Genomic DNA, 19,889 nt, shown 5'->3' on the forward strand with positions numbered 1-19,889 from the left:
TGGTGGCGACCCGGCGCCACGTGATTCTGGGCACAAAGTCCTGGAAGACGGCTCAAGGAGCGGCGGTCGGTTCGGGCGAGGGCACCGGCGATCCCGCCGGAGCAGGGCTTTCGTCCTGACCCGGGCCGCTGCCCTCGGGCGCCGCCTGCTCCGCGTCCCGCTGCACGACGGCCGGCGCCTTGGCGAACGGCGGCGGCGGCACCCGCGGGTCGGACGTCAGCAGCTGCTCGGGCCGCTGCAGCCCCTCCGGGTTGTCCCAGTCGAACTCCTCGTACGGGGCGCCGAGCAGGGGGTACACGTTCCAGCGCCGGCGGTCGTCCTCGTCCGTCGCCGGCACGAAGCCCCACGGGCCGCTCACGCCGGGCAGCTCGTACGCGCCCCAGCCGTCGTCGACGACCGTCTGCACCGCGCGGCCGCGGTCGTCGTAGACCTGGACGTCGGACAGCGGGTTGCCCGCGCGGTCGTAGACGAACAGGTTGCTCACCTGCATGCCGTCCACCCACACGCCGTCCTGCTGCGGGACGTCCGGGTAGACGTAGGCCTCCGCGTAGCCGCTGCCGCCGGCGCCTCCGTTCCCGCCGTACCGCGCCTCCGCGACCGCGGCGGGCAGCAGCACGACGGCGACCACACCCACGGCCGCCGGCAGCCAGGTCAGGCGACGCGGCAGCCAGGAGCCCCGTCCCCACTGGACGCTGACGACGGCGAGCGCCGCGAAGACCAGCACCGTCTGCAGGTCGTACGGGACCCAGCCGGAGCGGGTCCCGGACACGGTCATGAGCACCTGGTAGAGCGACCACGCGCGCAGCAGCCACCACGCGGGGCGCAGCGCGACCAGGAAGTCGCGGACGGCGGGCCACCACGGCTGCCGGTCCAGGGCCGCGCCGACGGCCCGCGCACCGCGGCGGACCGCGTCGACCAGGCGGCGCGCACCGGTCGGGCCCAGGGGCGGGGACGCCGGGCCCGGCTCCGGCAGCCCGGCGGCCGAGCGCAGCTCGAGCGCGTACTCGGCCGGCGGCCCGAACCGCCGCACGAGGTCCGGCGCGGCGCCGTCGGGGTCGGCCGTCGTGTCCGCGAGCGCGTCGGCGAGGTCCGCCTCCAGGCCGTCGGTCAGGTCGTCCACCTGCTCGGCCGGCAGGTCCGCCAGGTGCCCGCGCACGGACGCGGCGTACTCGCCGACCGTGGCCGGCAGCGTGCCGTCCTGCGCTGCGGTGCCGCTCATGCCGCCCCCTCCGCGCCCAGCAGGCGGGTCATCGTGCCCGCGAACTCGCGCCAGTCCGTGCGCTGGGCGGCGAGCATGGCCCGCCCCTGCGCGTTGATCCCGTAGTACTTGCGGTGCGGGCCCTCGTCGCTGGGCACCACGTAGGACGTCAGGGCGCCCTGGGAGTACAGCCGGCGCAGCGTGCCGTACACGGACGCGTCACCGACTTCCGTCAGGCCCGCGGCGCGCAGCCGCCGGACGACGTCGTAGCCGTACCCGTCCTCGTCCGCGACGACCGCGAGCACCGCGACGTCGAGGACTCCCTTGAGCAGCTGGGTCGTGTCCACCCGGGGCTCTCCTGCCTGTGGCCGCTGTGCGCGGGCGTCGTGCGGTGCGGTGCGGTGTCGAGCGGGGTCCGCGGCCGGCCCCCTGTCGGCCGCGGCCCCGCTGCTGGCGCGGGAGCCGACCCTCCTCGGCTCCCGCAGAGCACACGGTAGTACAGATTGCGTAGTACCGGGCGGAACTCGCTACCGGCCGCGTGTCGGCCGACGCCGGGGCCGTCCGCGCCGGGGTGATCACCCCGGCGAGATAGGGCCTCCGCGTCGAGGTAGGACGCGCAAGGGCCCTATCTCGACGCGGACGCCCTATCTCGACGCCTGGGCCCCGTCTCCGTGAGCGGGCGGCGCAGGGGTGGGTCAGGCCGTGGCGGCGGTGCGCTCGGCGACGCTCCAGGCTATGCCGTCGAGGATGTCGTGCTCGGAGGTGACGACCTGGTCCAGGGTGCCGCCGGCGGCCTCGACCTCGGCACGGACCCGGCGGACGACCGCCCGCCACACCAGCGCGCCGGCGCCGATGACGTCGACGCGGCCGGGGTGCATGAAGCCGAGCGCGCTGCGCGCGTCGTGGTCGCGGGCCAGCAGGTCGTCGCACGCGGCGAGGACCGTGTCCGCGTCCAGCACGGCGCCGTCGATGGCGTCCCGGTCGTACGCCGGGAGCTGCAGGGCGTGCGCGGTGATCGTGGTGACCGAGCCGGCCAGCCCGACCAGCGTGGCGGTGCGGCCGAGCGGGACGTGGGTCGCGGCGACGTCGAGCGCGGCGGTGACGTCGGCCTCGGCGGCCGCGACCTGGTCGGCGGTCGGCGGGTCGGCCAGCAGGTGCCGCTCGGTGATCCGGACGCAGCCGACGTCCATCGAGTACGCGGCCTCGGGCGCCTGCTCGCCGAGCACGACCTCGGTGGAGCCGCCGCCCAGGTCGACGACCAGGAACGGACCGGGGTGCGTCGCGCCGAGCACGCCGGTGGCGCCGCGGAACGACAGCGCGGCCTCCTCGACGCCGCCGATGACCTCGGGCTCGACGCCCAGGGCCTCACGGACGCCGGCCACGAACTCGTCGCGGTTCTCGGCGTCCCGGGACGCGCTGGTCGCGACGAACCGGACGGCCTCGACGCCGAGGTCGCGGCAGACCTGCGCGTACCGGCGGGTGGCGTCCAGGGTGCGGGCCATCGCCTCGGGGGCGATCCGGCCGGTGCGGTCGACGCCCTGGCCGAGCCGGACGACCTCCATGCGCCGGTCGAGGTCGGTCAGGGTCCCTGCGGCCGGGTCGACGTCGGCCACCAGGAGCCGGATCGAGTTGGTCCCGCAGTCGATGGCAGCCACACGCGTCACGCGGACCATCTTCCCATCCCCCGGCGGCACCGCGCGCCGGGCCGCGGGGCTCAGCAGGTGCAGCGGTCGGGGCGCCAGGCGTCGCGCAGCCGCAGCAGGACGTCGTCGCCCACCGGGTTCACGCCGGGGCCGGCGGCGAGCGCGTGCCCGACGACGACGTGCAGGCACTTGACGCGGGTGGGCATCCCGCCGGCGGAGATGCCGGCGATCTCCGGCACCTCGCCCAGCTCGGCCCGGTCGGCCAGGTACGCCTCGTGCGCCCGCTGGTAGGCGGCGGCGAGGTCGGGCTCGGCCTGCACGCGGGCGGTGAGCTCCTTCATCAGCCCGGTGGCCTCGAGCGTGCTGACCGCGCTGACGGCCGGCGGGCAGGTCAGGTAGTACGTGGTCGGGAACGGCGTGCCGTCGTCGAGCCGCGGCGCCGTGCGCACGACCAGCGGGCGGCCGCAGACGCACCGGGCCGCCACGCCGACGACGCCCCGCGCGGGCCGGCCGAGCTGCTCGCGCAGCACGGCGCGGTCGGCCTCGGTGACCTCGGGGGCGTCGTGCCGGGCGCGCGGGACGTCGGCGGGGTCGGGCAGCGCGGGGGTCGGCGTCGCCGGGCTGGTGGGCAGGTCGGTCACGGTGGTCCCTCGCAGGATCGGCTCGCGTGCGGGCTCGGCGCGCTCAGGGCGCCGTCGTCGGCTCCGTCGGGGGCTGCTCGCCTGCGGGGCCGGACCCGTCGGTGCCGTCGTCCGGCACGGTGCCATTCTCCCCCGTCGAGCCGGTGCCCGTGGACGGGTCGGTCGACCCGGTACCCGCGACGCCCGCGACCTGCACGGAGTCCCAGATCTGGGCGTACCAGGGCCGGGTGGGGTCGTCGGGCTCGACGGGCGTGGGGGTGGTCGCGGCGTCGTCGGCGGGGGCCGCCGGCGGGACGACCTCGGGGTCCGCGACGCGCAGCGCCCGCTCCCCCGGCATGACGAACGCCAGCCGCTCGCGGGCCTGGGCCTCGACGTACGCGGGGTCGGACCACCGGTCGAGCTCGGCCTGCAGGTCCTCGTTCTCCTGCTCCGCCTGGGCGACCTCGGCGCGCAGCTGCTCGAGCGCCACCTGCTGGTCGAGGTACTGCCGCAGCGTGGGGAACACCAGGACGAACGCGATCGACAGCACGACGAACATCACCAGGGCCCGCACGGTGAACAGCCGCGGCAGCCGCTGCTGCACCGTCTCGGCGCGGCCGTGCCGGCGGTCGCCGCCCGACCGGCTCTCGCCGGGCCGCGAGCTGCTGGGCCGCGTGCCGGAGGCACGCGGGGCACCCGACGGGCCCGACCGGGCGCGGGACGCCGCGGGTCGCGGCGACGCCGGGCGCGGGACGGCCGCGGGCGGTGCGCCGGTGCGCGGGGTCGCCGGGCCGCCGGGCGTGGCGGGGGTGCCGACGCCGGTGCCCGCCGGGCGGGCCGCGCCGGGCGCGGGCGACCTGGGGACGGCGGCGGTGCGCGGCGCACCCGTGCGGCGCGGCGCCGGGGTGCGCTGGGCCGCGTCGCGCCGGGCAGGGCTGCGCTGCGCGGGCCGAGCGCGTGCCGCCTGCTCCCGTGCCTCCCGGGCCGCGTCGTCGTCGGGCGCGGCACCGGACCGGGGCGCGGCGGGACGACGAGGGGCGGGCATGGCACCGATTGTGCCCCGCCGCGGCCGCCGGGCTCGGCAGGCCCGTCGGCGCGTGTCAGCGCCCACACACGATCCGCACACCGACGCGCCGGGTGCACCAGGCCGCACCAGGTGCCGGCCCCGGGCGCGCCGGAGGCCGGCGACCCGTGGGGTCACCGGCCTCCGGTGGAGCGGTCCGGCTGCTGCCGGGGCTGCTCAGGCCTTCCAGCGCGGGAACGCCGAGGCGCCGGCGTAGCGACCGGCGTCGTCCAGCTCCTCCTCGATGCGCAGCAGCTGGTTGTACTTGTTGATGCGCTCGCCACGGGCCGGCGCACCGGTCTTGATCTGGCCGGCGTTGGTCGCGACGGACAGGTCGGCGATGGTGACGTCCTCGGTCTCGCCGGAGCGGTGCGAGGTCATCGTGGTGAAGCCGTTGCGCTGGGCCAGCGTGACGGCGTCCAGCGTCTCGGTCAGGGTGCCGATCTGGTTCAGCTTGACCAGCAGGGAGTTGGCGGCCTTGAGCTCGATGCCCTTGGCCAGGCGCTCCGGGTTGGTGACGAACAGGTCGTCGCCGACGATCTGCACCTTGTCGCCGACCTTGGTGACGAGCTCGGACCAGGTGCCCCACTCGTCCTCGGACAGCGGGTCCTCGATGGACACCAGCGGGTAGTCCGTGACGAGCTGCTCGTAGAACGCGACCATCTCGGCCGGCGCGAGGGACTTGCCCTCCCACTGGTAGGCGCCGTCCTTGAAGAACTCGGTGGCGGCGACGTCGAGCGCGAGCGCGACGTCCTTGCCGGGCACGAAGCCGGCCTGCTCGATCGCGACGAGGATCAGGTCCAGCGCGGCGCGGTTCGACTCGAGGTTCGGCGCGAAGCCGCCCTCGTCGCCGAGACCGGTCGACAGGCCGCGGCTCTTCAGCACGGACTTGAGGGAGTGGTAGACCTCGGCACCGGTGCGCAGCGCCTCGCGGAAGGTCGTGGCGCCGATGGGGGCGACCATGAACTCCTGGATGTCGACGTTGGAGTCCGCGTGCGAGCCGCCGTTGAGGATGTTCATCATCGGGACCGGCAGGACGTGCGCGTTCGGGCCGCCGATGTAGCGGAACAGCGGCAGGTCGGCCGAGTCGGCCGCGGCCTTCGCGACGGCCAGCGAGACGCCGAGGATCGCGTTGGCGCCGAGCTTGCCCTTGTTCGGGGTGCCGTCCAGCTCGATGAGGGCCTGGTCGACCAGGCGCTGCTCGGAGGCCTCGAAGCCGATGAGCTCCGGGGCGATCTCGTCGATGACGGCGTTGACCGCGTCCTCGACGCCCTTGCCCAGGTAGCGGGACTTGTCGCCGTCCCGGCGCTCGACGGCCTCGAACGCGCCGGTGGAGGCACCCGAGGGCACACCCGCGCGGGCGATCGTGCCGTCGTCGAGGGCGACCTCGACCTCGACAGTGGGGTTGCCGCGCGAGTCAAGGATCTCGCGGGCGCCGACGGCCTCGATGCTGGCCATGCGTGCTCCTTCGACGGTTCGGGTGGGTATGCGACCTCAGCCTAGTGCCGTCGGGCGCGTGGGTCGGTGGGACCTTCGGCGACCGGACGGTGAACAGCGCTCAGAGCGCGGCGACGATCCGCTCGACCTGGTCCTTCGCGTCGCCGAACAGCATCGCGGTGTTCTCGCGGAAGAACAGCGGGTTCTGCACGCCGGCGTAGCCGGTCGCCATCGACCGCTTGAAGACGACCACCTGCTTGGCCTTCCAGACCTCGAGCACCGGCATCCCGGCGATCGGCGAGCCGGGGTCGTCGAGCGCGGCCGGGTTGACCGTGTCGTTGGCGCCGATCACCAGCACGACGTCGGTGCCGGGCAGATCGTCGTTCACCTCGTCCATCTCCAGGACGATGTCGTACGGCACCTTGGCCTCGGCCAGCAGCACGTTCATGTGGCCCGGCAGGCGCCCGGCGACCGGGTGCACGCCGAACCGCACGTCGACCCCCGACGCCCGCAGCCGGGCGACCAGGTCCGCGACCGGGTACTGCGCCTTGGCGACCGCCATGCCGTAGCCCGGGGTGATGACGACGCTGCCGGCCGTGTTCAGCAGCTCCGCGACCTCGGCGGCGTCCACCTCGCGGTGCTCCCCCGCGACCGCCGCGGCGGCGACCGTGCCGCCCTCGGTGCCGAAGCCCCCGAGGATCACCGAGACGAACGACCGGTTCATGGCCCGGCACATGATGTAGGACAGGATCGCGCCGGAGGACCCGACGAGGGCGCCGGTGACGATCAGCAGGTCGTTGCCGAGCATGAAGCCCGCGGCGGCGGCGGCCCAGCCGGAGTACGAGTTGAGCATCGACACCACGACCGGCATGTCCCCGCCGCCGATCGCGGCCACCAGGTGCCAGCCCAGCGCCAGCGCGACGCCGGTCATCAGCACCAGCGGGACGACCGACGGCGCCGCGAGGAACCAGCCCATCAGCCCCGCGGACGCGACGAGCGCGCCGAGGTTGAGCCAGTTCCGGCCCGGCAGGGTCAGGGGCGCCGACCGGATCCGGGCGGACAGCTTGAGGTAGGCGACGACCGACCCGGTGGCGGTGACGGCGCCGATGAGCACGCCGAGGAACACCTCGACCTGGTGCACCGCGTCGGCGCGGGAGTCGGTGAGGTACGAGTTGAACCCGACCAGCACGGCCGCGACGCCCACGAAGCTGTGCAGCATCGCGATCATCTCGGGCATCTGCGTCATCTCGACGCTGCGGGCCCGCCAGGTGCCGACGGTGATGCCGACGACGAGCACGAGCGCGATGAGCAGCAGCGTGACCAGCGGGTCCCGCTCGCTCTCCTGCAGCGCGAGCACGACGGTCGCGACCAGCGCGAGCGCCATGCCGGCCATGCCGAGGGCGCTGCCGCGGCGGGCGGTCTCCTGCTTGGACAGCCCGGCCAGGCTCAGGACGAACAGGACGGCCGCGACGAGGTACACGGCCTGCACGAGGGAGGTGAGCATCTCAGGCCTCCTCCTTCCGGAACATCCCGATCATGCGGAAGGCGACGAGGAAGCCACCGAAGATGTTGATGCTGGCGACGGCGGCCGCGACGACCGCCAGCGTCGTGACCACCCAGCTGTCGGAGCCGATCTGCAGCAGCGCGCCGACCAGGATGATCCCGGAGATGGCGTTGGTCTGGGCCATCAGCGGGGTGTGCAGCGAGTGGCTCACGTTCGAGATCACGTAGTAGCCGACGAACACCGCGAGCACGAACACGGTGATGTGCCCGAGGAACGCGGCCGGCGAGAACGTGATGGCCAGCGCCAGCAGCACGGCGCCCAGCGCGAGGCCGACGAGCTGCCGCTGCCCCTTCCGGCGCGCCGCCTCGCGCGCGGCCCGCGCGCGCTCGGCCGGGTCCACCTCGGGTGCCGGGGCGGCCTCCGGTGCGGGGGCCGCGGAGGACACCGCGACGGGCGGCGGCGGCCACAGCACCTCCCCCGCGCGGGTCACCGTCATGCCGCGCTGCACCGGGTCGTCCAGGTCGAGGACCAGCGCCCCGTCCCGGCCCGGCGTGAGCAGCTTCATCAGGTTGACCACGTTGGTGCCGAACAGCTGCGACGTGTGCCGCGCCATCCGGCTGGTCAGGTCGGTGTACCCGATGATCGTGACGCCGTTGTCGGTGACCACCTTCTGCCCCGGGACGGTGAGCTCGCAGTTGCCGCCGCCGGACGCGGCGAGGTCGACGACGACGCTGCCCGGCCGCATCCCGGCGACCATCTCCGCGCTGATGGTGCGGGGCGCCCGGCCGCGGACGAGCGCGGTGGTCACGACGATGTCGGCCTGGGCGGTCTCGGCGGCGTACATCTGCGCCGTCAGGCGCTCCTGCTCGGCGGTGAGCTCGCTCGCGTAGCCGTCGGCGCTCACCTCCTGCTGCGCCGCGCGGGCCTGCACGAAGACGGCGCCCATCGACTCGATCTGCTCGCCGACCTCGGGGCGCACGTCGTAGGCGCGCACCTGCGCACCGAGGCTGGCCGCCGCGCCGATCGCCGCCAGGCCCGCGACCCCGGCGCCGATCACGAACACGTGCGCGGGCGGGGTCTTGCCGGCGGCGGTCACCTGGCCGGTGAACATGCCGCCGAACTCCTCGGCCGCCTCGATGACGGCGCGGTAGCCGGCGACGTTGGACATGGTGCTGAGCACGTCGAGGGCCTGCGCGCGGGAGATGCGCGGCACGGCGTCCAGCGCGAGCGCCGTCACCCCGCGCTCCGCCAGGGCCGCGACCCGCTCCGGCGCGGCGGCCGGCGCGAGCATCGCGACCAGCGTGGCGCCCGGGGTCAGCGCGGCGACGTCGGCGTCCGCCGGGGCGTTCACCGTCGTGACGACGTCGCTCGCCCAGACCTCGCCGGCCTCGCCGAGCGCGGCGCCCGCCTCGGCGTACGCGGCGTCCGGGAAGCTCGCGGCCGCCCCCGCACCGCGCTGCACGACCACCTCGTAGCCGAGCGCGGCGAGCTGGGCGACGGTGGTGGGTGTCGCGGCGACCAGGCGCTCGCCGGGCCGGGTCTCCTTCGGGACGCCGATCCGCATCGACCCCTCCTCGGTGCGCAGGGGGACGCGCTGCGCGCACGCCCGGCCGCGGGTCGGGTGCGCGGCCGGGACCATCCTGCGCCCGCGGGGCCCGCGCTGTCCCGGACCTAGGACCCGTGCCGCCCGGCCTGCTGGTCAGCGGCCCCGTCGGACTCGGCGGCGCGCAGCCGCGCCTCCCACGCCGCGGTGGCGCGCCGGAGCTCGCCCTCGGCGTCCTGGCCCGCGGCCCGGGCCTGGAGCACCAGCGCCAGCAGCCGGGCGCCGAGGTCGCTGCCCCCGGGCGCCGAGACCGCGACGTCGAGACCCGCACGTGCCGCGCGCGACGCGACCTTCTGCGCCCGGGTCAGCGCGCCGAGCGCGAGCGGCACCCCGTCCAGCACGGACTCCCGCTGCTTCTCCTCGCCCTTGATCCGGTCCCACTGCCGGTTCACGGCGTCCGCGTCGGTGACGCCGTCGACGTCCGCGAACACGTGCGGGTGCCGACGGACCAGCTTGGCGACCAGGGTGTCCGCGACGTCGTCCAGGTCGAACGGGTGGTCGGGGTCCTCCTGCGCGACGCGCGCGTGGAACACCACCTGCAGCAGCAGGTCGCCGAGCTCCTCGCGCAGGTGGTCGCGGTCCCCGCTCTCGACGGCCTCGGCGACCTCGTAGGCCTCCTCCAGCACGTACGGCACGAGGGTGGCGTGCGTCTGCTCGGCGTCCCACGGGCAGCCGCCGGGCGACCGGAGCCGGTCCATCACCGCGACGAGGCGGCGCAGCGGATCGGCCTGCGCCAGCGGGTCGGTCTGCGCCGGAAGGTCGGTCACGGCGCGGGGGCGGCGGCCGGGGCGACGAGCCACGGGTAGTCGGTCGGCACGATCGCCCCCTGCGCGTCCACGGAGCCGAACCGCGGGTTCAGCCGCAGGTCCTGCGCCGCGAGGTCCTCGGCGATCGCCGTCTGGGCCTGCGCGGCGTCCGGGCTCGCCGCGAGCGCCTGCACGGCGAGCGAGGTGCGGACCACGTCCACCGCGGCGGCGGAGAAGCCGTCCGCGGGCACGCCGGCCGCCTCGGCGTCGGCGGCGAGGCCGTCCCGGGCCTGCTGCTCGGACACGGCGGCGCCCGCGTCGGCGGCGGCCGCCTCGACGAACGGCGACTGGACCAGCGAGACGAGCACCACGGTGCTGGACGGGGCGCCCTCGCCGTAGACCGTGGCGAGCTCGCGCGTCGCGGTCTCGACGTCGGACGTCGCGACGGCCCGGTCGCCCACCACCGCCGCGGCTCCCGGCTGGCCACCGCTGCACCCGGCGAGCGCGCCCGCCGCCACCAGTGCTCCGAGGACGGGTACCACCCGCCGGATCGACGTCCGTGCCACCGTGCGCTCACCTGGCCTTCTGCTGGTCACCCTCGCCCGACCGGGCCATCGTAGGCGCCGCGCCCCGCCGGGGAGGCAGGACCCGCGCAGGACCCCGGACCCCGCGGGCGGGGCGGGCTCAGCGCGCCGCCGTGCCCACCCCCGCCGCCGCCGACACGTCGCCCAGCACCACGGCGTCGATCAGCTCGCGGCACCAGGACAGGATCGCCTCGCCGTGCAACGGCTTGCCGCCGATCCGGGCGGTCGTCGGGAACGGCACCAGCACCGTGCGCAGCGCCGGCTTGAGCACCGAGCCCGGGTACAGCCGCTTGAGCCGCAGCTGCGCCGACTCGGGCAGCTCGACCGGCGCGAACCGGACGAACTTGCCCTGCGCGGTGACGTCGGTCAGCCCGGCCGCACGGGCGTGCAGCCGGAACCGCGCGACGGCGAACAGGTTGGTCACCGGCTCCGGGATCGCGCCGTACCGGTCCACCAGCTCGGCGGAGATCTCGGCGAGCGTCGCCTCGTCCGCCGCGGCCGCGAGCTTGCGGTACGCCTCCAGGCGCAGCCGCTCGTGCGCGATGTAGTCGTGCGGGATGTGCGCGTCGACGGGCAGCTCGACCGTGACGTCGGGCAGCTCCTCGGGCTGGTCGCCGCGGTAGGACGCCACGGCCTCCCCCACCATCCGGATGTACAGGTCGAACCCGACGCCCTCGATGTGCCCCGACTGCTCCCCGCCGAGCATGTTGCCGGCGCCGCGGATCTCGAGGTCCTTCATCGCGACGGCCATGCCCGCGCCGAGGTCGGTGTGCGCGGCGATGGTCTGCAGCCGGTCGTGCGCGGTCTCGGTCAGCGGCTTCTCCGGCGGGTACAGGAAGTACGCGTACGCCCGCTCGCGGCCGCGGCCGACGCGGCCGCGCAGCTGGTGCAGCTGGGACAGGCCGAGCCGGTCGGCGCGCTCCAGGATGAGGGTGTTCGCGTTGGAGATGTCCAGGCCGGTCTCGACGATGGTCGTGCAGACCAGCACGTCGAACCGCTTCTCCCAGAAGTCGACGATCACCTGCTCCAGCTGGTGCTCGTTCATCTTGCCGTGGGCGACGGCGATCCGGGCCTCGGGCACCAGCTCGTTGAGCCGGGCCGCGGTGCGCTCGATGGACTCGACCTTGTTGTGCACGTAGAACACCTGGCCCTCGCGGAGCAGCTCGCGGCGGATGGCCGCGGAGATCTGCTTCTCCTCCCACGCGCCGACGAAGGTCAGCACGGGGTGCCGCTCCTCCGGCGGGGTGGCGAGCGTGGACATCTCGCGGATGCCGGTGACCGCCATCTCCAGGGTGCGCGGGATCGGGGTCGCCGACATCGCGAGCACGTCGACGTTGGTGCGCAGCGCCTTGAGCGTCTCCTTGTGCTCGACGCCGAACCGCTGCTCCTCGTCGATGATCACCAGGCCCAGGTCCTTGAACCGGACCTCGCCGGTGATCAGCCGGTGGGTGCCGATGACGACGTCGACGCTGCCGTCCTTCAGCCCGTCGACCACCGCGTCGGACTCCGCCTTGGTGTTGAACCGGGACAGGGCCTTGACGGTCACGGGGAAGCCCGCGTACCGCTCGGTGAAGGTGTCCAGGTGCTGCTGGACCAGCAGCGTGGTGGGCACGAGCACGGCGACCTGCTTGCCGTCCTGCACGGCCTTGAACGCGGCGCGCACCGCGATCTCGGTCTTGCCGTAGCCGACGTCGCCGCACACCAGCCGGTCCATCGGGACCGGCTTCTCCATGTCCTGCTTGACCTCGTCGATCGTGGCCAGCTGGTCCGGGGTCTCGACGTACGCGAACGCGTCCTCGAGCTCGCGCTGCCACGGGGTGTCCGGGGAGAACGCGTGCCCGGACGTCGCCATCCGCGCGCTGTAGAGCCGGATCAGCTCGCCGGCGATCTCCTTGACCGCCTTGCGGGCCCGGCCCTTGGTCTTGGCCCAGTCGGAGCCGCCCATCTTGTTGAGGCTGGGCGCCTCGCCGCCGACGTACTTGGTCACCTGGTCGAGCTGGTCGGTCGGCACGAACAGCCGGTCGCCCGGCTGGCCCCGCTTGGAGGACGCGTACTCGATCACCATGTACTCGCGGGTGGCCGCGGCGGCGCCCGACCCGATGGTCCGCGAGATCAGCTCGACGAACCGGCCGACGCCGTGCTGCTCGTGCACCACGAAGTCGCCGGGGCGCAGCTGCAGCGGGTCGACCACGTTGCGCCGCCGGCTCGGCATCTTGCGCATGTCGCGGGTCGACGACCCGGGCCGGCCGGTCAGGTCCGTCTCGGAGAAGACCGCGAGCTTGAGCCCCTCGGCGACGAAGCCCGGGCCGACCTGCGCCGGGATCACCAGCACGACGCCGCCCTCGGGCTCGCCGTCCAGGGCCGGGACCAGCCGGGCGGGCACCTCGGCGGCGCGCAGCTGCTCGGTCATGCGCTGCGCCGGCCCGTGACCCTCGGTCGCGAGCACGAGCCGCCAGCCGTCCTGCTGCAGCCGCCGCACGTCCGTCACGGCGCGGTCCACCTCGCCGCGGTACCGCTCGACGTCCCGGGCCCCGACCACGAGGGTCTCGACGCCGTCGGCGTGCGCCAGGTCGTCGGGCGCCGCGGTCTCGCCCTGCGCGGCGTCGGCGTCCAGCGTGAACGGGCTGAGCGTCCACCAGCCGAGCCCACGCACGGCGGCCAGCCCCCGCACCTCCGCGAACGAGGCGAACGACGCGGCGGACAGGTCCAGCGGCACCGCGGCGCCGGCGGCCGCCGACGTCCACGCGGCCTGCAGGAACTCCTCGGTGGTCGCGACCAGGTCGTGCGCCCGGCGGCGGACCCGCTCCGGGTCGGCCAGCACCAGCAGGGCGTCGTCCGGCACCAGGTCCAGGACCGGCACCATCCGCTCGACCAGGACGGGCGCCAGCGACTCCATGCCCTCGACGGCGATGCCCTGCGCGAGCTTGTCCAGCATGTCGACGGCGCCCGGCAGGCGCTCCACGAGCGAGGCGGCGCGCTCCTTGACGGCGTCCGTCAGCAGGATCTCCCGGCACGGCGGCGCCCAGACCCCGTGCGTGGCGACCTCGAGGCTGCGCTGGTCGGCGACGGAGAACCAGCGGATCTCCTCGACGTCCTCGCCCCAGAACTCGACGCGCAGCGGGTGGTCCTCGGTGGGCGGGAACACGTCGAGGATGCCGCCGCGGACCGCGAACTCGCCGCGGCGCTCGACCATGTCCACCCGGCTGTACGCGGCGCCGACCAGGCGCTCCGCGACGTCGGTCAGGTCCGCGCGGTCGCCGACGTCCAGGGACACGGGCGCCAGCTCCCCCAGCCCCGCGACCACCGGCTGCAGCAGGGCGCGCACGGGCATGACGAGCACGCGGACCGGGCCGGCGTGGCCCGGCTCGGGGTCCGGGTGCGCCAGGCGGCGGAACACCGCGAGCCGGCGGGCGACGGTGTCGCTGCGGGGCGACAGCCGCTCGTGCGGCAGCGTCTCCCAGGACGGCAGCACCGCGACGTCGTCGTCGGGCAGGTAGCAGCGCAGCGCGGCGGCGGTCTCGTCGGCGTCCCGGCCGGTGGCGGTGACCACGACCAGGGGGCGCCCGGCGCGCTTGCCGCCGGCCGCGGGCGTCTCGCCCGCGAGCGCCGCCAGCAGCGGCGGCCGGATGCCCGCGGGCCCGACGACGTCGACCTCGCCGCGGGCGGCGACCAGGCTGACGGCGCGCGCGACCGCGGGGTCGGAGGTCAGGACGGGCAGCAGTCCGGCGACGTTCATGGGTTCCTTCCGCCGACAGGGCGAGGCAGCACGAGAACCCCGGATCGAGCGGATCCGGGGTGCGACGGTCCACTCTACGAGCGCCCGCCGACACGCTCATCCGGGGGACCCTTCTTGACACGATCTGCACCCTTTGTCCTAATTTGCCAGGACGCTCGTCCGGGTCCCCGGCCGATCGTGACCATGACCGGCCGACGACGCCCGCCGACCAGCCCAGGGGGCCCCACGTGACGCGACCCGTACCCGCTGCCGCCGCGCCCGCGCGCGACGCCGGGATCCCGGTGCTGTGGAGCCTGAACGGGCTGCGGGCCGCCGGCGCCGTCCTGGTGATGCTCTACCACGTCAACTCGTGGAACCTGCAGGTGCTGCGCGGCTCCAGCGCGTTCTTCACCGGCGTCGGGCTGTTCTTCGTGCTGTCCGGCTTCGTGCTGACGTGGACGGCCCGGCCGGGCACCACGATCGGCGCGTTCTACACCCGGCGCCTGGCCCGGATCCTCCCCAACCACCTGGTGGCGCTCGCGGTCGCGGTCGTGGTGACGGTGCTCGTGCTGCGCACCCCGACCGACGCGGGCACGGTGCTGCTCGGCACGTTCCTGCTGCAGGCGTGGAGCCCCGACGAGCAGGCGGTGTTCGCCCTGAACGGCGTCGCGTGGTCCCTGTCCTGCGAGATCGCCTTCTACGCCGCGTTCCCCGCGCTGCTGTGGGGCCTGCGCCGGCTGCGGGCCGGGACGCGTGTCACCGTCGCGGTGGGCGCGCTGCTGGTCCCGCCGGCGCTGGGCCTGGCCTGGCCGGCACTGGTCCCGCTGCTGTTCCACCTGCCGCCGAGCCGCCTGCCCGAGTTCGTGCTCGGCATGGTGACCGCGATGGCCGTGCAGGACGGCTGGCGCCCGCGGGTCCCGGCACCGGTGCTGCTCGGCGTGCTCGCCGCGGCGATCCTGGGCGCCGCGGCGGTCGAGGTGCACCCCACCGCGCTGACCGCGGTGCTGGCCCTGGTGTTCGCGCCGCTCGCCGCCCGGTGCGCCGCGGGCGACGTCGACGGGCGGAACCGCTGGGCCCGGCACCCCGCCGTGATGCTCGGCGGCGCTTTGTCGTTCTCCTTCTACCTGGTGCACGAGCTGGTCATCAAGGCGCTGCTCGCGACGCCCGTGCGCGGCTGGGTGACCGTCCCGCTGGTGCTGGTGGTGTCCGGGGTGCTCGCGTTCGCCCTGTGGCGCGGGGTGGAGCTGCCGGCCCGTGCCCGCATCCTCGCCGTGGCGGGCCAGCCGGGGCCGCGGCTGCTCGGCTCCGGCCGGGTCGTGTCCCGCCGGCCGCGGCACAGCCGGCCGCTGTCGGTCGTCTGGTCGTTCCCGGTGCCCGCCCCGGGCCGCGCCGCGAGCCGGCCGGCCGGTCAGGCCGCCGCGCTCGCCGCCGCCGGCGCGTCGGGACCGCCGGCCCGGGCGTACCAGCCCGCGGACGCCGCCGTCGCCGCGTACGTCGCGACGTTCGAGGCCCCGTCCGCGCCCTCCCGCACCGGTGCGTGGGCACCGCCGGAGCGGGTCGCCGGCGGCACGGTCACGGCGCCCGCCACGGTGGGCACGGTGGGCGCTGCGGCTGCCGCCGAGGCCTGGACGCCGCCGCGGCCGCCCGCGTCCCTGCCGCGGGGCTGACGGGGCTGACGGCGCCGCCTGTACGCCTCAGGACGCGGTGCTGCCGTGCAGCCGGTCCGCGACGGGCGCGGCGGCCCGGGTGCGCGCGCCGCGGGAGCCGCCCCGGCCCCAGAACTGGTAGACGGACCCGCGGGAGCCCGCGCCGGCCGGTCCCGCGAGGTCCTGCTCCCCGGCGGCGGCCACGGAGGCGTCCGCCAGCGGCGGCAGCGCGGTCGGGGTGGTGTCGGTGCGGTGCACGAGGGCGACGGGCGCGACGGCCCGCGGAGCGCCCGCGCCCCCGGGGAGGTCACCGGCGGCGGACCGCGGCCGCTCGCGGTACGGGGCCCGCAGCAGCCCGAGCATCTCCCGGTGGTAGGCGAACGCGGCCTGCGCCCGCATCCGGGCGGCTGCGCGGCCGCGGCCGCCACCGAGCGCGACGACCTGCAGCCCGCGCCCGGCCAGCCGCAGCAGCTCGGCCGCGACGCCCGGGCGGGCGTCGCGCAGGTGCCGGTCCACGTAGGCCGCGCCGCGTCCGTGCGCGCGGGCGCGGGCGAGCAGCGCCGACCGGGTCAGCGCCCGGTGCCCGATCGCGAGCTCCACGGGCACCCCGGCCACCGCGTGCTCGCGGAACCCGGCGCCCACCACGTCCCGGCGGAACACCACGTCCCCGGCGTACGGCAGCCGCGCCGTGCCGAGCGCCTCGTCGAAGCCGAGGGCCTCGAGCACCGCGCGGGTGGCGCCCGCGCTCACCCCGGAGAACGCGCGGCCCGGCTCCGGCGGGTCCGGCACCACGTCGAGGTACGCGGCGGCGAGCTCCGGACCGAGCCAGGGCCGCTCGAGCGCGTCGGCCAGGCGCACCGCGCCACCGACCAGGTCCGCCTGGCCCGCGCGCAGCGGTGCGGTCATCGCGACCGCCCAGTCGGCGGGCACGCGGACCTCGGGGTCGGTGAACAGCAGGTACCGGCCGCGCGCGGCGGCCACCGCGAGGTTGCGCGCACGCCCCTGGGAGACGCCCGGGGCGGCGAGGACGCGGACGCGGTGGTCCTGCGTGCGCACCGTCGACGCCGCGGCGGGCAGCCGGCCGACGTCGCGCAGCACCAGCAGCACCTCGCCGTGCAGGCGCTCGCCGCGCAGCCAGGTCGCCCCGGGGTGCTCGCTGGTGCCGTGCGCCGCGCGGTCGAGCGCCACCAGGACGGTGCGCAGCGTCCCGGGCAGGCCGGGCTCGTCCCCCTGCGCCACGACGACCACGGAGATGTCGGCGCGGGCCGTGGCGTCGGGCACGCGTACCTCCGGGTGACGGGACGGGGCAGGAACAGGCAGGGTCGACATATCCTCACAAACCGGACGACGGGACGTCGAGCCGGGTCACCCGCCTGCCCACCCGGACGCGCCGGCCGGCCCTCAGCGCCGAACCCGCGTCACCCGACCGGGTGCGGGCCGCCCGGGTCCCACCCGGGCTCCGGTGGCACCGACCGGCCGGTACCGCCCGGTCAGTACCGCTCGGGCCCGTAGTCGATCCGGTAGTGCTGCTCGCGCGGACGCTCGCCGACCGGCCGGGCCGGCACGCCGCCGACGATCGTCCACGGCGGCACGTCCTGCGTGACGACGGCGCCGGCGGCGACCACCGCCCCCTCGCCGATCGTCACGCCGCGCACGACGGTCGAGCGGCTGGCCAGCCACGCGCGGTCGCCGATGGCGATCGGCCCGAGCCGCCCGGCGAACCCGGGGTCGCGCAGGTCGTGGTCCGCGGTGACCAGCAGCACGTGGCTCGCGATCACGACGTCGTACCCGATGTCGATGCCGCCGCGGGCGTCGACCTGGCAGAACCGGCCGACGTGGCAGCGCCCGGCGATCCGCAGGTTGCCGGGCTCGAGCACCTCGGAGCCGCCGAACAGGTAGACGTGCTCGCCGAGGTCGGCGCCCAGCCGCCGGAGCGCCTCGATCCGCAGGCGGTTGCTGGGCACGTGCGTCAGCGCCCGGTTGAACAGGAGCTCGCCCCGTCGTCCCACGTCAGCCGTCCTCTCCGCGGGCGACGCCCGCGTGCTCGTGCTCGTGCTCGTGCTCGCCCGCGTCCCGCAGCCGCGCGGCGATCGCCGCCGGGCTGTGCTCGCGCCGGACGAGGTCCCGGCCCGCGGTGCCGCGCCGGCGCCGGTCGGCCGGGTCGGTGGTGAGCGCCCGCACCGCGTCGAGCAGCTCGCGCTCCCCCGCAGCGCCGTCGCCCACGACGACCACCCCGCCGGGCCCGAACAGGTGCGTCGCCCCGCGGGAGTCGTTGGTGACCACGGCGCAGCCGTTGCCCATCGCGGCGACCAGCGGGCCGCTGACGGCGTACGCGCCGCCGCCGGACCAGCCGTCCCGGCGCCACCGGACCACGACCGCGGCGCGCGCGAACGCGGCCCGGACGTCGGCCTCGGCCTGGAAGCCCAGCAGCCGCACCCGGTCGGCGGTGCCGTGCTCGGCGGCGGCCCGCCGCAGCCGGTCCTCGGTGTCGTCGGCGCACGCGCCCACCACGAGCGTCCAGCCCGGCGGCAGGTCGCCGGCGGCCCGCACCAGCGGCAGCACGTCGTCGGCGGACGCCACGTAGCCCGGCACCAGCACCTCCGACCGCCCCTCCAGGGTCGCCGCGGTGGCGGTGGCCACGTGCGGCACGTCCTCGACCGCGCGGTCCAGCCGGTGCGCCGTCTCCAGCGCGCGGGCGCCGGCGGGCGACAGGCAGAGCACCCGCTCCGCCCGCTCCAGCAGGTCGCGCTCCGCGCGGCGGCCGAGCGTCCCGGAGAGCGCCGCCGCCACGCGCCGGCCGCCGCGGCGGTCCAGCAGCGTCGTGAAGAACGCGCCGCCGGACAGCTCGGGCACGTCGTGCACCATCAGCCACACCCGGCGTCCGCGGCGGGCGAGCCACCACGCGGCCCAGAACTCGGCGAGCCCGCGCCCGGCCTGCTCCACCACCACCACGTCGCCCGTCCGGGCCGGCCGCACCAGCAGGAGGAGCCGGCGCGTCAGGCGCACCGCGAGCGCCGCGGACTGCGAGGCGGCGGGAGCGGGCGGCAGCTGCTCGGTGCGGACCTGGCCGAGCTCGGCCAGCACGGCGCGGAAGGCCAGGGCGTAGGCCGCCACGCCGCTGGGGCTGGGCGGCATCCGGGTGACGTGCAGCAGACGCCGCGCGGGCGGGGCGGTCACCGTCCGCCCCGGGCACCGGCGACCCGGCGGCGCAGGCCGTCGCGTGCCGCCACCGCCGCGCGCTGGGTCCCGGCGACCGCGCCGAGCAGCCGGGTGGTGCGCGGCGGCAGGTCACCGCCGAGCGTACCGGTGCGCTCGGCCTCGAGCAGCGAGCCGTACAGGTGGCCGAACGTGTGCAGCGCGGCGACCGCGAACCCCGCGCGCCCGTCCCGCCAGGCGCCGCTGAACACCGTGGACCGCAGCAGCTCGCGGACCAGCAGGACGGGGTCGTCCAGACGGGTGAACCGCGCCGGGTTGTTGTCGGCGTACCGGACGATCTTCTCCGTCGTCTGCGCGACCGAGCGGAAGTTCAGGTGGGCGATGGCGGGCACGGACGGCGGCGCGTCCACGCCGCGCCCGTCGAGCACCGGCGGCACGTGCGCCAGCGCGGGCTCGGCGTAGTGCGCCCGGCCGCGCCGCAGCAGCGCGTACTTGGCGCTGCCCTGCAGCGAGTGCCCGAGCATCCGCCCGAACGCCACGTTGTCGAACCGGACCCGGACGCCGGCGACGTCCTCCGGACCGTCGAGCACCGGCTGCAGCGCGGCGCGGTAGCCCGCCGGCAGGTGCTCGTCGGCGTCGACGAACAGCACCCAGTCCGTCGTGACGGCGTCGATCCCGCGCTGCCGGACCTGCTCGACGACCGGGGCGTCCGGCACCGGGACGACCCGGGCCCCGTGCTGCGTCGCGACGGCGACGGTGTCGTCCGTCGACCCCATGTCGCAGACCACGACCTCGTCGAAGTCGGCCAGCCGCGGCAGGCAGTCGCGGAGCAGGTCCGCCTCGTTCCGGGAGTACACGACGGCACTCACCGTGCTCGGGGGGGTCATGCCGTCGAGCGTAGATCGGGGTCCCTCGTGCCGGGCACCGCCCGACGGGTGAATTGGGGTGAAACGGACATACGGCGCAGATCAGGC

At 76.1% G+C, this 19,889-nt stretch carries 16 protein-coding genes; 1 reads left to right on the top strand and 15 read right to left on the bottom strand.

Going from position 1 to position 19,889, the window contains the following annotated elements; genetic code table 11:
* Positions 1 to 52: 52 nt before the first annotated feature.
* The 11 genes from AC1050_RS07350 to mfd all read right to left on the bottom strand — a co-directional run bounded on the left by AC1050_RS07350 (position 53) and on the right by mfd (position 14,134).
* On the bottom strand, positions 53 to 1,219 hold the full coding sequence (locus AC1050_RS07350) for an HAAS signaling domain-containing protein (protein ID WP_482386696.1): 1,167 nt from the start codon (positions 1,217 to 1,219) through the stop codon (positions 53 to 55).
* Positions 1,216 to 1,545: a PadR family transcriptional regulator gene (locus AC1050_RS07355; protein ID WP_482386697.1), complete on the bottom strand. Its 330-nt coding sequence runs from the start codon at positions 1,543 to 1,545 to the stop codon at positions 1,216 to 1,218. The genes AC1050_RS07350 and AC1050_RS07355 overlap by 4 nt, the downstream gene beginning before the upstream one ends.
* A gap of 348 nt (positions 1,546 to 1,893) precedes the next feature.
* Positions 1,894 to 2,862 carry a Ppx/GppA phosphatase family protein gene (locus tag AC1050_RS07360; protein ID WP_482386698.1) on the bottom strand — a complete coding sequence of 323 codons (969 nt, stop codon included), beginning with the start codon at positions 2,860 to 2,862 and terminating at the stop codon, positions 1,894 to 1,896.
* A 50-nt stretch (positions 2,863 to 2,912) separates the two neighbouring features.
* Positions 2,913 to 3,440, bottom strand: a complete 528-nt coding sequence (locus tag AC1050_RS07365; protein WP_482387258.1) for a DUF501 domain-containing protein — start codon at positions 3,438 to 3,440, stop codon at positions 2,913 to 2,915.
* Positions 3,441 to 3,525: 85 nt separating this feature from the next.
* Positions 3,526 to 4,506 carry an FtsB family cell division protein gene (locus AC1050_RS07370; RefSeq protein WP_482386699.1) on the bottom strand — a complete coding sequence of 327 codons (981 nt, stop codon included), beginning with the start codon at positions 4,504 to 4,506 and terminating at the stop codon, positions 3,526 to 3,528.
* Positions 4,507 to 4,701: 195 nt separating this feature from the next.
* The gene (gene eno / locus AC1050_RS07375; protein WP_482386700.1) at positions 4,702 to 5,982 is read right to left on the bottom strand and encodes a phosphopyruvate hydratase; all 1,281 of its coding nucleotides are present in this window, start codon (positions 5,980 to 5,982) and stop codon (positions 4,702 to 4,704) included.
* A gap of 100 nt (positions 5,983 to 6,082) precedes the next feature.
* Complete coding sequence (gene pntB / locus AC1050_RS07380; protein ID WP_482386701.1) at positions 6,083 to 7,465, bottom strand: Re/Si-specific NAD(P)(+) transhydrogenase subunit beta; 1,383 nt, start codon at positions 7,463 to 7,465, stop codon at positions 6,083 to 6,085.
* Position 7,466: 1 nt separating this feature from the next.
* Positions 7,467 to 9,029 (bottom strand): Re/Si-specific NAD(P)(+) transhydrogenase subunit alpha, encoded by a 1,563-nt coding sequence (locus tag AC1050_RS07385; RefSeq protein WP_482386702.1) that lies wholly within the window; start codon positions 9,027 to 9,029, stop codon positions 7,467 to 7,469.
* A 107-nt stretch (positions 9,030 to 9,136) separates the two neighbouring features.
* Entirely contained in the window at positions 9,137 to 9,868 is a 732-nt protein-coding gene (gene mazG, locus AC1050_RS07390) for a nucleoside triphosphate pyrophosphohydrolase (RefSeq protein WP_482386703.1), read from the bottom strand.
* A complete protein-coding gene (locus tag AC1050_RS07395; RefSeq protein WP_482386704.1) occupies positions 9,832 to 10,380 on the bottom strand; it encodes a hypothetical protein in 549 nt (182 codons plus the stop codon). The genes mazG and AC1050_RS07395 overlap by 37 nt, the downstream gene beginning before the upstream one ends.
* Positions 10,381 to 10,498: 118 nt before the next feature.
* Entirely contained in the window at positions 10,499 to 14,134 is a 3,636-nt protein-coding gene (gene mfd / locus AC1050_RS07400; RefSeq protein ID WP_482386705.1) for a transcription-repair coupling factor, read from the bottom strand.
* Between the two features lie 227 nt (positions 14,135 to 14,361).
* Here mfd and AC1050_RS07405 point away from each other — a divergent pair, with 227 nt between their 5' ends.
* Positions 14,362 to 15,780: an acyltransferase family protein gene (locus tag AC1050_RS07405; protein WP_482386706.1), complete on the top strand. Its 1,419-nt coding sequence runs from the start codon at positions 14,362 to 14,364 to the stop codon at positions 15,778 to 15,780.
* 27 nt (positions 15,781 to 15,807) lie between these two features.
* Here the strand turns inward: AC1050_RS07405 and AC1050_RS07410 are convergent, their stop codons facing one another.
* The 4 genes from AC1050_RS07410 to AC1050_RS07425 all read right to left on the bottom strand — a co-directional run bounded on the left by AC1050_RS07410 (position 15,808) and on the right by AC1050_RS07425 (position 19,802).
* Complete coding sequence (locus tag AC1050_RS07410; RefSeq protein WP_482386707.1) at positions 15,808 to 17,040, bottom strand: glycosyltransferase; 1,233 nt, start codon at positions 17,038 to 17,040, stop codon at positions 15,808 to 15,810.
* Between the two features lie 209 nt (positions 17,041 to 17,249).
* Entirely contained in the window at positions 17,250 to 17,768 is a 519-nt protein-coding gene (locus tag AC1050_RS07415) for an acyltransferase (protein WP_482386708.1), read from the bottom strand.
* A 1-nt stretch (position 17,769) separates the two neighbouring features.
* Positions 17,770 to 18,936 (bottom strand): glycosyltransferase family protein, encoded by a 1,167-nt coding sequence (locus AC1050_RS07420; protein ID WP_482386709.1) that lies wholly within the window; start codon positions 18,934 to 18,936, stop codon positions 17,770 to 17,772.
* Positions 18,933 to 19,802: a glycosyltransferase family 2 protein gene (locus AC1050_RS07425; protein WP_482386710.1), complete on the bottom strand. Its 870-nt coding sequence runs from the start codon at positions 19,800 to 19,802 to the stop codon at positions 18,933 to 18,935. Before AC1050_RS07425 ends, AC1050_RS07420 begins: the two co-directional genes overlap by 4 nt.
* Positions 19,803 to 19,889: the final 87 nt, after the last annotated feature.

Source organism: Cellulomonas sp. NEAU-ZC6 (assembly GCF_056844425.1).